This is a genomic window from Lysobacter antibioticus (genome assembly GCF_001442535.1).
GTDB lineage: Bacteria > Pseudomonadota > Gammaproteobacteria > Xanthomonadales > Xanthomonadaceae > Lysobacter > Lysobacter antibioticus.
On record NZ_CP013141.1, the window covers coordinates 2,757,468 to 2,769,830 of the forward strand.

The window sequence follows — 12,363 nt, forward strand, 5'->3', positions numbered from 1 at the left end:
TCCTCGGTGCGATCTCAAACCGTGCCCGTTGTTCCAAAGCCCGCGGCAACACGCCGCCGGACCGCGTCGATCACCCCATGCGCGGCCCGCTGCGCGACGGCGATGCCTGCTCGGCGACCTGCGCCTGCTGCACCACCGCCTGCTGGGCGAGCGCCTGTTCCTGCCGGTCCACCGTCGCCACCGCTTCCTCGCGCAGCGCGCGCCCCGGCGGCGCCGAAGCGGCGTCCTGGGTCATCTGCCGGAAGGTATCGCGGTCGCCGTTCTGCGACGCCGCCAACATGCGGTCGAGGAAGGCCGACGGGTCGCCGCCGACCGAAGTAGTCGCGTTGCGGAACGGAATGCCGGGGCCGGACGGCTGCTCCCTGCCCGGATGGATGTAGTCGGGAATGCTCTTGCCGGGGGCATAGGGATCGAGATGCAGCGGCGCCGAATGTCGTTGCGGCAGGGCCGGCGCGTGGCGCTCTTCCTTGCGCCCCGGCTCGCCGGCCTTGACCGGGCCGCGAATATCGTCGATCGCATCGCCGACGCGTTCGAACGGTCCGCGGGAAATATGGGTGATACCTCGGCGTGTGTTTTCGACGTCCCCGCGGTACTTGTCGATCATCGGGTCGTACTGCTGCGCCAGGCGCTGCGTCTGTGGATCGGCGAGCACCGAGCGGTCGGGCTTGTGATTCGTATCCTCATTAGTGAAATTGTCCATGCGGTGCGAAGGAACGACCATGTCCTTCACCGCGCCAGCCATATTGCGCGAGTCGAACATACTGCGATTGTTCTCGTAGCCGCGGTCCTTCATCGTCGCGATTTCCTGCGGCGTCGCGTAGACCTTGACCTTGCCGTAGTGGTCGCTGGCCGCACTGACCGCGTCGCCCGCCATCACATGGTTGGTGACGCGGTTGCCGCCTTCGGGAATGCGATAGCCCAGACTGACCGCGCCGTAGGCATTGAAGGTCTCCCCGCGTAGGTCGAAGTGGTGGGCGGTGATCTGCGCGAGTGTGCCGCCCAGGGAGTGGCCTGTGACGGTGACTTCGGGGGCGGAGGACTTGCCGCTGCCTAGCAGTTCTGCATGCTTCAACGCATAACGAGTCAGAGCGATGGCATCCTCGGCCTGAGCATTGGTGCGGTTCGTGGCCATGCCGGCATCAGCCAAACCATCCTTGATCATCTCCCGATCAAATTCGGTACCGCGGTGAGCGACGATGATCTCGCCCGTATCAGAACGCTGATAAATCGTTCCTTGATAACCAGAAGGCTTGTCGACAGTCTTGAGCACTTTGTAGTGCACACCGTCGAGTACAACGCCCTTCTTATCCGATCGGTCCTCGTAAGCGTCGCGGGCAAGATCAGCGTACTGCTGGCTATTGAGAGTCATGGCATCCCAGCCTTCGGCGTCAAGTTGATAGTGAACAATTGATCCTGGAACTCAGGTTTGTACTTGCTCCGATCCACTTCGCCATGATCGGAGAACTCATCCGGATCGCTGCCTGGATAAGCGTACTTGACGTAGTAATTCGTACGCGCCTTCTGGGCGATCAGATCATCACTCCACAAGGTCGCAACATAGCTGATATCGGTTTTTGCGCCAGTGGCTTTAACCCAAGTATTCACGCTCATCAGGCCCCAATGGCAGACCCCCCTACCAAGATAGTCTTCATCGAGCATCGCGTCGGCATAAATCGTCGCCGTATACGTGGATTCGTCGACCTTGGAGAATTCCATCGGTATGTCGCTCCCAGGCTTCAGCGGCACGCCGGCGATCGGATCAGGCGTATAGGTGCACTCCGTAGCCTCATAGCTCGCAAAGCCCTCTATCTTGGCGAATGGCCCTGGCGCACCCTCTATCTTGAGCACGATCTGATACGGCTGCTTGGGAGCAGGATTGCGCTTGTACTTGGCCTCCATCTCAGCCGTGGAGGGATCTGAACCAGGCGAGGATTTGTCGGAAGTCATTGCAGTCTCGGGAGCGCCACAGGCGGAAGTACTCAACGCCAGCAGAAGACAAAAGGTGCGAAGCTCACCGCGCATCGATGCCTCCATGGCAAGAGATGGTTAAGGGACGGGCCAACCGCGGCAGTACCGCGACGGCCTCGACCCAGGTCAAGGCTGGGCCTTTATGGGTCCGAGCCTACGTCAGGTGGGAGATTGCCGCAACGGCAACCGAAAGTTGCGTTGGCGTTGGATGGCCAGAGCCCTGCGAATGCCCAGCGGACATACCGGCGACGCTCCGGTGCTCACGGTGTCACCGCCGCTGGCGTCAGGGTGGCGCTGAACAGCTGATTCTGAAGCTCCGGCCGGTAGCGGCTGGGATCGGCATTGCCCAAATCGCTGCGCTCGGACGGATCGTTGCCCGGATATTCGTCCTTGACGAAGTAATTAGTCTGGGCACTCAGCCCCCGCAACTCGTCGCCACTCAAACCCACGATGTATTCGATATCGGTTTTGGCGCCGGTGGCCCGGATCGAGGAAGTCACGCTCGTCAGTTGCCAGCGACACACACCCGTGCCGAGATAATCCTCATCGAGCATTGCATCCGCATGGATCGTGGCGGCAAAGGTGTTCTCACCGATTTTGCTGAACTTGATCGGCAAGTAATAGTAAGGAAGCTTCGACACACCAGAGATCCCTTCGGCGATATAGCCGCAATTCGGCGCCTCGTAGCGGATCGAGCCTTCGACTTTGGCGAACGGCCCCGGCGCCTCGGCGAGGCTAAGTGTGACCCGGTAGGTCTGTTTCGGCGCGGGGTTGCGACGGTACATCGCTTCGAGCTCTTTGGTCGTCGGGAACCCGGTGTCGTAACAGCCGGACACAGCCATCGCCAGCAGCGCGAGAAAGATAAGAGGGACTACGGTACGCATCGATGCCTCCATGGCAAGAAAAGTCCGGACTACGCGACGATGGCGATGACACGCAGGTCGCGACTCGATCGGTTCTTATGGCTCGAAGCCTACGTCAACCGAACGACCGCAACAACGGCAACTGAAAGTAGCGCTGACGTCGTCGGCGCTACAGTTTCTGATGCAACAAGCAGTTGCTAACGCGCATAGAGGCGCAATGGGCTTGATGACACACGGAGACTTTAGAGAGCTTCTGGCTAAGACAGAGTCCGGTTACCACATTCGTGCTAAGCGCCGCCACTCGATGCTGCCGCCCCGTTCGTTTCCGGGGCGCGTGGCAGGCCGTCCTGCGATTCGGGAAAATCCGTCGCCGGCTGCAACATCTCGCGCGGTGTCGCATAACTCGGCCCGATCGTGGAATGCACGCGGCCGTCGGCCTTGTCGATCAGGAAACCGGTGATCTCGCTGCCGGCATAGCCGAACCTGCCCGCGACGACCCAACCCTCCGGGCTATCGGACACACCGCCGTAGGAGCCGCAACCGACGTGGCGTGCGAAGTACGCCTTCGCGATGGCGTCGGCTTCCCACTCGCTGACGCCATCGGCGGTGTCGACGTCCTTGAGCAGGTTCGCCGGCGAGTCGAACGCAGCCGCCGACACGGGCGCGAGCGTCGCGTCCACGGCAAGCAAGAAGCAAAGCGCCACGACGGACTTCATGAGCGTTCCTACCCCGGTTTCGATGCGCCGAAACCGACGCGACCAATGCACACAGATTACGTTGCAGGCCTCACCAGACCAGATCGTCCGGCACCTGGAACTGGGCGTAGTACTCGTCGTCCTCGCTCGGCGGCGCCTCGGGCTTGGGTGCGGCGTGATCGAGCACGATCATCGACGGGTCGCGAGCGTAGACCTTCTCCGCGGCGGCGCGCGGCAGCAGCTCGTAACCCTGGTCGTGGCGCGCGATCACCAGGCTGCCGTTCGCGAGTTGCGTACGCAACGCGGTATTGATCAGCACGTTCTTGATCTTGCCTTCGTCGGTAAAACCGTAGGCGATCTCGCCCTCGCGCTTGACCTTGTTCGTCTCGACGATCTGGCGGACCTGTGCGCGCAACTCGTGCGCCTTCGCCTGGGCATTGCGTTCGGCCGCCAGTGCGCGGTCGCGCTCGGCGCGTTCGGCGCGCAGCCGTTCGCTCTCGATCTGTTCGGCAGTCGGCGCGGGCGGCGCCTTGCCCTGGCGCTGCTTGGCCTGCTCGCGCGCGACCTGGGACACCTGGGCCTTCTTGACCAGGCCGGCCTTGAGCAATTGATCTTGCAGTGGATTTCGCATGGGCCGGAGTCTAGTACGGCGGGCCGTAGGCCGGAAGACGAGCGCCGACCCGCGCCGGCTCCAGGAAGGCCAGCTCCACCGTTCCGGCCCCGATATTGGCGGCCGCGCCGTTCAACCGCCCGCCATCTCGATCAACTTCGCCACCGTGTTCAAGTTGCGCGCGGTGCCGGCCTTGGCCGCGGGAATGACCAGCTTGGAATCGGCCATGCCGTCGCCGTAGTGCACGTAGATCTCGCGCTCGCCCAGGGCGATCTGTTCGCCGTTGCGATGCCTGACCGCGGCCAGCGCATCGGCCGGCGGCGGCGCGTCGAGAAAGATCAGCACCGCGCGGTTCGGCGCGGCGCCCACGAACGGTTGCGCGGCCAGCGCGCGCGCCATCTCCGTCGGGGTGCGCACGATTACCCCGACCGGCTTGCCGGCGTAGTCGGCCAAGCGTTGTTCCAGGGCCGCCTGCACGCGCTTGGCGGTCAGCGCACTGCGCAGCACCACGTTGCCGCTGGCGATGTAGGTGCGCACATCGGCGAAGCCGGCGGCCTCGCACATCGCGCGCAACTCGGCCATCGGCAGTTTTCCGGTGCCGCCGACATTCACGGCGCGCAGCAAGGCGATATAGGTGTGCATGGGGCGGCAGGATACGGCAAGGCCAGCCCTGTTCAGCCAGGCGCGACCTCGGCGGGCGATGAGCCCGCCGGCCACCGCGCGACCCGCCGATGCCCCTCATGGACAGCGGCCCACGGACCCACGCCGCCCCCGCCGTGGCCGGATACCCCCGGCCATCGCGTTTCTTGTGACTGCGCTCCCACTTCAGGGCCTCGACCCGGCCCCGGGGCGCACCCTCGCCGACCCAGCCGGGGCCGCAGGACGCGTCGATCGGACCGCCCGATTTCCTTCGCTCCCGCAGTCCGCCTATAGTCGGCACAGAACGCCGCCCCGTGCGGCAAATCCAGGACGTTCGGCAGGAACACGGCTGCGCCGAGCCCCCTTCAACCCGTCAGCCTTTCAACGCCAAGGAGAATATCTATGGCAGGTCCTACTCCCACCGTCATCAACGGTGGCACCGTCCCGCCCGGCAGTCCGCCGCCCGATCTGTCGCGCAGCACCGCCGACGGCAAGGGCATCGTCTCGCAGGAACTGTTCCGCCAGGGCGACATCGTCATCAGCCGCGAGCAAGTGACCGGCGGCGATCAATTCAGCGACCTGCTCGTCATCAACGGCGGCGCCGGCGACGACAACGTCCAGGTCAGCCAGCGCGCCAACGGCGTGCTCGACGTGCAGATCAACGGCCAGCCGTACCAGATCACCCTCGCCCCCCAGCAGCAGCTCGGCGTGCGCGGCGGCGACGGCAACGACATCATTCATGCCGGCCCCAACGTGCGCGTCAACATGGACGTGCAGGGCGGCAACGGCAACGACACCATCACCACCGGCCGCGGACGCGACCGCGTCGACGGCGGCGCCGGCGACGACACCATCAGCACCGGCCTGGGCCGCGACGACGTGTTCGGCAACACCGGCAACGACACCATCGACGCCGGCGGCGGCAACGACGTGGTCTACGGCGGCGACGGCAACGACATCCTGCGCGGCGGCCAGGGCCGCGACTACCTCGAGGGCGGGCGCGGCAACGACACTCTCGAAGGCGGCCAGGGCAACGACATCCTGTCCGGCGGACAGGACAACGACATCCTGCGCGGCGGCCAGGGCAACGACCGCGTCTACACCGGCGCAGGCGCCGACACCGTCGACAACCGTTCCGGCCGCGACACCGTCTACGGCCAGAGCAGCGAAGACACCATCACCGCCGCCCGCGGCGCGCGCAACAATCAGATCGAAGTGGACATGACCACCAACGTCGGCGCCACGGTCACTGTCGCCGCCGGCTCATCGGATGCGTTCCGCCAGCGTGTCGAAGCCGACCTGGACATGCTGCGCTCGTCCAACAACGGCCGCGAAATGCTCAGCGAGCTGGACCGCAACGCCAGCCCCGCCATCGGCACCGGCCACAGCGTCAGCATCACCGAGCTGAGCAACGAGATGAACGGCTACGCCGGCCCCTCGCTGACCAACGACGCCTTCCTCCAGACCGACCCCACCACCGGCGTCACCACGCGCGGCGCCGGCATGGATTCGGTGATCAGCTACAACCCCTCGTTCCACAGCGACTTCTTCGAGACGCCGACGGTGGTGCTACACCACGAGATGTCGCACGCCTACAACATCACCGGCGGCACCCTGCAGCAGGGCGTGTACAGCGGCACCGGCCCGGACTCGGGCGCCGTACGCAACTTCGAGCGCCAGGCCGTCGGCCTGGACAACAGCGGCGTCGCCTTCGACTTCGATCACAACGCGGCCACACCGGACACCAAGACCAACCCGCGCAACCTGACCGAGAACGGCATGCGCGACGAGATGGGTCTGACGCGCCGTCCGGACTACAGCGTCGACGCCAAGAGCGCGTTCTCCGCCCCGGGCAACCCCAGCGCGACCGGCGCCGGCCCCAACGGCGGGCACAACCACAGCCACGCCCACCTGGACGCGCTGTTGCAGGCGATGGAATCCGGCGACCGCACTGCGACGCGCGAAGCCACCCGCGCCCTCGCCGAGCAAGCGCCCGGCCAGGCCATGCGCCACGAAGCCATCCACGCCGTCGACCGCCAGGAACAAGCCGAGGCGCAGACCCAGGCCCAGGCGCAGCAGCAACAACAAGCCGAACCGACGCAAAGCGCCGGCGGCATGCGCCGATGAGCGACCGCCGCGCGCAGCCCACGGGCCTGCGCGGCGCGCCCACACCTACCTGTGAATCAACGACCCATGCCGAGACCCGCCCGATGACAGCGAACCACACGACCGCCGCCCGCCCGCGACACGCGCTCAAGGCCACCGCCGTGTTCGCCGCCTCGCTTGCCGCCGCCTGCGCGCATGGCCTACCGCATCCTGCAGAAGAATCCCGAATGAACGCCCAACCCGACACCACCACCGCCGCTGCCGACACCCGCCTGCGCGTGCAGGACGGCCAGGAAGTGAGCCTGCACGCCGAGTTCCACTACAGCGCCGACGCCAACACCGTGCTGGTGCGCTACCGCCTGCGCAACGGCAGCGCCGACCGCGCCCTGGCCGTGTTCGACCGCGGCGTCTACGGCGAGCGCGCCGGCGCCGTCTTCAACCCCGGCCCGGTCGGCGCCCCGCGCGTCGAACAACAAGACGGCGGCACCGTGCTGCTGCACGCCCCCGGCGCCGCCGCGGCCACCGCGTCGGCCGACCCGCTGGGCTCCGCCCCGCTTGCCGTCGAACTGAAGCCCGGCGGCGAACTCTCCGACCAGTTCGTCCACCGCTTCACCGGCACCGACGCCCCCAAGCGCCTGCGCTGGTGCGTCGCCGTGGCCGCGTTCGACGAAAAGCAGTACCGCAACCCGGTCAAGACCGACCACGGCCCGATCTGGACCGCCACCGGCGACACCAGCGCCGGCCGCCAGCTGCTGTGCACCCCGTGGTACGACGTGGGGACGGCGCGGTTTGTCGAGTGATCGGTCGCCGTCAGCGATAGATAGGAATCGGGCCGCGAAAGCGGCCCGGTTTTTTGAGATGTCGGATAGTCGTTACGGACAAGGTCTCGGCAGCAAACCGATGCAACGCCATCGAGACGCGCCTTATCGACTCATGCCTGAAGTCTTCTGCACTTCCTCTTGCGCCTGATAATTCTGCTGTGTGTTGAGCGCCTGCTGCGCCGACCGCTCGCTCAGCGCTTCGACCTTCTGGAACGACACGGCCTCCGGCGTCTGCACCGCCGCCTCGGTCTTCATATGCGCGCGCACGTGAGCAGGATCGTTCAACTGCCCTTGCACGATGAATACATTCTCCCCGGCTGCCACGCGATCGGTCTTCTGACTGAAGACCACGTGGTCCACGCGGGCGACGCCGTTTTCCTTTGCCAGCGACAACAGGCTTGCGCTCAAGCGCTCGCTGACCTGATCCCAGCTGCGCCCGTTCGCACGATCCTGTTCCTTTACTTGCGCGACTATTTGCGAGTACAGCGTGTGGTCGGGGTGGCCCGATTGCGCAGGAGTAAGCGAGCTGGGCGCAGTCAAAGCCTCAGCAACGGGCAGCTCCAGAGGCACATGCTGATTCAGATTCGGACCGGTTTTTGTATGCTCAAAATGATGCAGGGCCGGCGGATTCTGGCTAGTGTCGTAGTAAGCCTGCGGCTGGCCCGGATTCGGAGTGATGCCTAGACCTAAGCGCTCGATCAAACGCTCCTCTAGGCGCAGTTGCTTCATGTTTATATGCATCTGAGGAGCAACGCCATCGACTGGGTGCGCATAGGCTCGATCGATCGTGATCGCTCTTGAAATCGCGCCCCTACCGCTGTAGTTGATGTTATCTGCTTCCCGATGCGGCCCTAATGTCGACGTCTGTTCGACGGGAACACCTGCTTGCCCTTTTGGAAACTTATCGAAGTAGTGCTTCCCAGCAGCAACGACATTACCTGGAGTTTCCGACAAGGTGAGATCGTTGTTGAGCGATAAGCCAGCCTTTGGGACAACCTGCTTTGCCGCGACGTCGTACTCTAAAAAGTCGTTCACTCGCGTTGTTTGCAATCCGTAGATACTCTCCAGGTTTGCCGAACCCGTTTTCTGATGCTTACTGACTAGAGCATTCCAAGCTGCAATCTGAGCCTTGGCTTCATCTTCTCGGGCCGCTTGGATACGGCTCTCGATAGGAACTGTGTAGTCATTGATCGGATTGCTATCCTGCGCGATCAGCGTGACGTCCCTATCGAATGCAGCTAGCGCCGCCATCCTACCTGCGTGATTAAACCCATGTTGCACTTCATGAGCAATCGTGAAAGCCAAATTGTCGCTGTCGAACCGCCCCTGTGTATTCGTGCTCGTTCCCGCCTGCAGAACAACTGCTGGCAAGCTCAAGGTCTTGCTGACTCCGTCGTAACTCCCGCCTAACCCCGCTTCCGCGGGCGAAATGGCAATATGCTCTAGATGCGGCTTGGGCCCTGCAGTCACCGCACTCTGGACCTGTTTAGCCAGAACAGGCGAGCTATTAATGCTGCCCTGAAGGTTGTCGACCATTTCCTGGGTGACAACTTGCTGATTGCCCGACGAATCCTTATAGACGCTGTGCCCGAATCTGAGCGACATGTCCTGTAGCCTCAACGTACCAGCAATATCGGCCGTCGGGTCTACGCCAGTTGACCCAAGGCTCGACAATGGCAAGGTCACCACGCCGGACTGCAAGTCGTACGTCCCGATCAGATTGGCCGGGCCACCCGCCCCTTGCAAGGCGAAACCTCGCAAATGCCCCGCCTGCGCATCTTGATTCAGGCGGGACAGTAGCTGAGCATCGGCCACAATCGCGGCTCTTAATTGCATCACCTGATCTGAGGTTACGCCAGGCTGCGCTGTTAGTTTGCTGATCGCGGTTTCCAGTTGATCATTGGGATTCGCCATGATCAGTTCGCCGCATGAATCGATATCGACTCCACGCAGAAGAGCGTTAACTTCTCCTCCGGTGAACGCGCCTGATATCGATGAGCCACCATCACGCTGATCTTAGGACGATAGAAGCGATAGTCTTCGACCCGCCCGAGCTCATCCCGGATGTCCGCCATTGTGAAACCCATTCCCTGCAGAGCGGAAGCGTACGCAGCAAAATTCATGTCGCAAACCGGCCCCATGTCGGCCTGCTTATCAGCTGGGTTACCGAATACCAAGCGCGCCGTCTTTCTACCGGAGCCTGGGTCCTGATAGAAATCCACTCCGTAGTACCAGCCAGACTTCGGCTCGTGGATGGTGAAGGAGTACACCTTGCCCAACGGGGCGTACTTCATTGGCAGTTTGGTCTGCTCGATGATACGTTCGAGAGTCAGGTCGTCGATCGTCTTGAGCCCATCGACCAACTTCAGGAAGCGCCGCCCCATTTCCTCGGGTGTGATTTCGGGGTAGTCGCTGGCAAGCTGCGGTTTATAGGACTCGGTTGAGGTCATGTCGGAAGCCTCCTTGGCAGATGAATTCTCTATCGCGCTAACTGACGGGGCATGGGCGCAAGCAGCTAACAGGGCGCTGCCGGTACTCAGTAGCAGGAGCGATACCACTGAGGAATTGATTAGGATCTTCATATGCTTCCGCTCGGCCTCAATCCGCTTTGGTAATCATCAACTGCGACACGCATAAGCGATAGGTTCCAGTCTCGTTATTAGTAACGCTCGCGCCCGGCACCACCCGAACCCTAAGCGACGGACGCTTGAAGTAGTAGGCCAAAGCCTGCCCCAATTCGTCCACGTCGATCCATAGGGAAAAGCCATCTCTCTTGAATTGCTTTGCCAAATCGTCGACCGTCATAGCGCATAAGGGCGCCCCCTTTGGCATGCTGTCCCCGGAGTACGAATACTCCAGTTCGACCATCTTGGTTTCGCGTTCGTCGCGATAGGTCACGCCGTAATACCAAGGCGAGTCGGGCATCTGAATCGTAAACGCGTAGACCTTCCCCTTGGGCGCATATTTCAGAGGAAGCCCGGTTCTCAGGATCACCTGTTCGGTCGTCAGCTCATCCATGGAGCCCAGCCCGTCAATCAGCCGCAGCATTCGGCGACCGACTTCCTCAGGGGTCAGGTCCGGATGCTCGGAGAGTGCGCTGATGCGATAGGTATCGGTCGGCGCCGTGTCGGAAGGCCCGGCTTCTGCCGGGCCTTCCGACACGGGAGCTGGCGACGCATGGACGAAAGCGGCCAATGCAAGGCAGGAGATAAGCGATACGCATCGCGCAAGCCACCGTGACGGCGGTAGTCGCTTCATGCGTAAGTTTCGCGGCCCGTCCATGTCGCCTTTGCCTGTAACTTCGGGATCAGGCCGAGAGTACGCCAGCTCCAACCGCGGAAACAATGCGTATTTCGATGAACCGCATTGTTCACGCGTTTTGTCTACAAGCAATCGTGAGCTAGGCACACTTGTGAGGCTGCAATGGGCGCAGCGTCATCCGCTGTCCAGCCCTCCCCGGTGCATTGTTATCGCAACTCCAGGTTGCGGCTTGGCTCGTAGACGGGCCTATTCGCTCAACCATCGCTGCATTCTCTCCGCCGGCCAGCGACGCCGAAGTGCCCGAGTATTTAGGCCAGCACCGGCCTCAAGCCGGAATAGTGTCGAAGGATAAGGCGGTCAAAACGGAGTACCAGGCATCGGGGGCTGCTAGGTTTCTCACCTGCTCAATCTGAGCGCCCTGCCCTTGTCATCGGCCGTTTCATGTAAGAGCCTGCGCGGGTAAACCCGACACAGATAGGGACATCTGATGGATTCGATCCTTCTCATTCTTGTGGTGGCCGCGTCCATCTTTATCCCGACGCTGCTCGCGGTCGGCGCGCTGTGGGGTTACAAACTCTGGCGCGACCGCCAGGGCCGCCGATCCCCACTCGCGGACCGGCGCATCCACGGAGCGGGCGAGCAGTTGCGCAAGCGCATCGAAGACCATACCGACTCGATGCTGGGCGGCTTGATCGCCCTGTTCTTTCTAGGCCCTTACTTTCTCGCCGCATGGGCGCTGCCGCGGGTCGACTGGAGCAAGGCTAAATTTGGCCTGAGCGAAACCCTGTTTCTGGTCGCTTTCCTGGTGATGGCAGCGTTCTCCCTGCGGCGCATCATCGTCAGCGGCAACGCACGGCGCCGCGGAATGGACGGCTTGAAGGCCGAGATGTTCGTCGCGCAGGAGCTGAATCGGTTGGTCGGGCTGGGCTTGACGGTTTTGCACGACGTGCCCTGCGAGTCCTTCAACCTGGACCACGTCGTCATCGGCCGCCATGCCGTTTTCGTGGTCGAAACGAAGTCGGTGCGCAAACCGCCCAAGACCGGCAGCAAAGATCACTTCAAGGTCGCCTACGACGGCGAGCGGCTGCGCTTTCCGGACCACGTCAACGCGAAAGCCATTACGCAGGCACGGCAGCAAGCCGGCTGGTTAGCCGCCCACCTGCGCCAGATGAATATTACGGTGCCGGTGAAAGCGGCCGTCGCGCTTCCGGGCTGGTGGATCGATAGCCCTCGCCTGCCGGAAGACGGCGTCCGGGTGTTCAACCCTTCGGGCCGGGGCGCCCATTTCATGGCGGATGCGCGCCCTGGCGCGGCACCACTCAGCCCGGCTCAGGCCAGCCTTATCACTCAAGCACTGGTCATGCGCTATCCGGTCGAGGCCTGAGCTTCGCAGGCCTGCA

At 63.1% G+C, this 12,363-nt stretch carries 12 protein-coding genes; 3 read left to right on the plus strand and 9 right to left on the minus strand.

The features are described from left to right. Positions 1–70: 70 nt before the first annotated feature. The 6 genes from GLA29479_RS11120 to GLA29479_RS11145 all read right to left on the minus strand — a co-directional run bounded on the left by GLA29479_RS11120 (position 71) and on the right by GLA29479_RS11145 (position 4,778). Complete coding sequence (locus GLA29479_RS11120) at positions 71–1,369, minus strand: Tle-like phospholipase domain-containing protein (protein WP_057971603.1); 1,299 nt, start codon at positions 1,367–1,369, stop codon at positions 71–73. Further along, the gene (locus GLA29479_RS11125; RefSeq protein ID WP_144436460.1) at positions 1,366–1,947 is read right to left on the minus strand and encodes a hypothetical protein; all 582 of its coding nucleotides are present in this window, start codon (positions 1,945–1,947) and stop codon (positions 1,366–1,368) included. Before GLA29479_RS11125 ends, GLA29479_RS11120 begins: the two co-directional genes overlap by 4 nt. A 281-nt stretch (positions 1,948–2,228) precedes the next feature. Then, positions 2,229–2,852, minus strand: a complete 624-nt coding sequence (locus tag GLA29479_RS11130; protein ID WP_144436461.1) for a hypothetical protein — start codon at positions 2,850–2,852, stop codon at positions 2,229–2,231. Between the two features lie 266 nt (positions 2,853–3,118). Then, complete coding sequence (locus GLA29479_RS11135; protein ID WP_057971606.1) at positions 3,119–3,547, minus strand: hypothetical protein; 429 nt, start codon at positions 3,545–3,547, stop codon at positions 3,119–3,121. A gap of 70 nt (positions 3,548–3,617) precedes the next feature. Next, a complete protein-coding gene (locus tag GLA29479_RS11140; RefSeq protein ID WP_057971607.1) occupies positions 3,618–4,157 on the minus strand; it encodes a DUF2058 domain-containing protein in 540 nt (179 codons plus the stop codon). Between the two features lie 111 nt (positions 4,158–4,268). Then, entirely contained in the window at positions 4,269–4,778 is a 510-nt protein-coding gene (locus GLA29479_RS11145; RefSeq protein WP_057971608.1) for a DUF1697 domain-containing protein, read from the minus strand. 399 nt (positions 4,779–5,177) lie between these two features. Between GLA29479_RS11145 and GLA29479_RS11150 the strand changes: the two genes are divergently transcribed. Both GLA29479_RS11150 and GLA29479_RS11155 read left to right on the plus strand, forming a co-directional pair. After that, positions 5,178–6,902, plus strand: coding sequence for a M91 family zinc metallopeptidase (locus GLA29479_RS11150; RefSeq protein WP_057971609.1), 1,725 nt, complete (start codon positions 5,178–5,180; stop codon positions 6,900–6,902). A gap of 206 nt (positions 6,903–7,108) precedes the next feature. Next, positions 7,109–7,681 (plus strand): hypothetical protein, encoded by a 573-nt coding sequence (locus tag GLA29479_RS11155; protein ID WP_057971610.1) that lies wholly within the window; start codon positions 7,109–7,111, stop codon positions 7,679–7,681. A 123-nt stretch (positions 7,682–7,804) separates the two neighbouring features. Here GLA29479_RS11155 and GLA29479_RS25580 read toward each other — a convergent pair whose 3' ends face one another. The 3 genes from GLA29479_RS25580 to GLA29479_RS11170 all read right to left on the minus strand — a co-directional run bounded on the left by GLA29479_RS25580 (position 7,805) and on the right by GLA29479_RS11170 (position 10,960). Next, positions 7,805–9,616, minus strand: coding sequence for an XVIPCD domain-containing protein (locus tag GLA29479_RS25580; protein WP_057971611.1), 1,812 nt, complete (start codon positions 9,614–9,616; stop codon positions 7,805–7,807). 2 nt (positions 9,617–9,618) lie between these two features. After that, positions 9,619–10,152 (minus strand): hypothetical protein, encoded by a 534-nt coding sequence (locus tag GLA29479_RS11165; RefSeq protein ID WP_057971612.1) that lies wholly within the window; start codon positions 10,150–10,152, stop codon positions 9,619–9,621. 148 nt (positions 10,153–10,300) lie between these two features. Beyond that, positions 10,301–10,960 carry a hypothetical protein gene (locus tag GLA29479_RS11170; protein WP_144436462.1) on the minus strand — a complete coding sequence of 220 codons (660 nt, stop codon included), beginning with the start codon at positions 10,958–10,960 and terminating at the stop codon, positions 10,301–10,303. 490 nt (positions 10,961–11,450) lie between these two features. On the opposite strand from GLA29479_RS11170, the gene GLA29479_RS11175 reads away from it, so the two are divergent. After that, a complete protein-coding gene (locus tag GLA29479_RS11175) occupies positions 11,451–12,347 on the plus strand; it encodes a nuclease-related domain-containing protein (protein ID WP_082638543.1) in 897 nt (298 codons plus the stop codon). Positions 12,348–12,363: the final 16 nt, after the last annotated feature.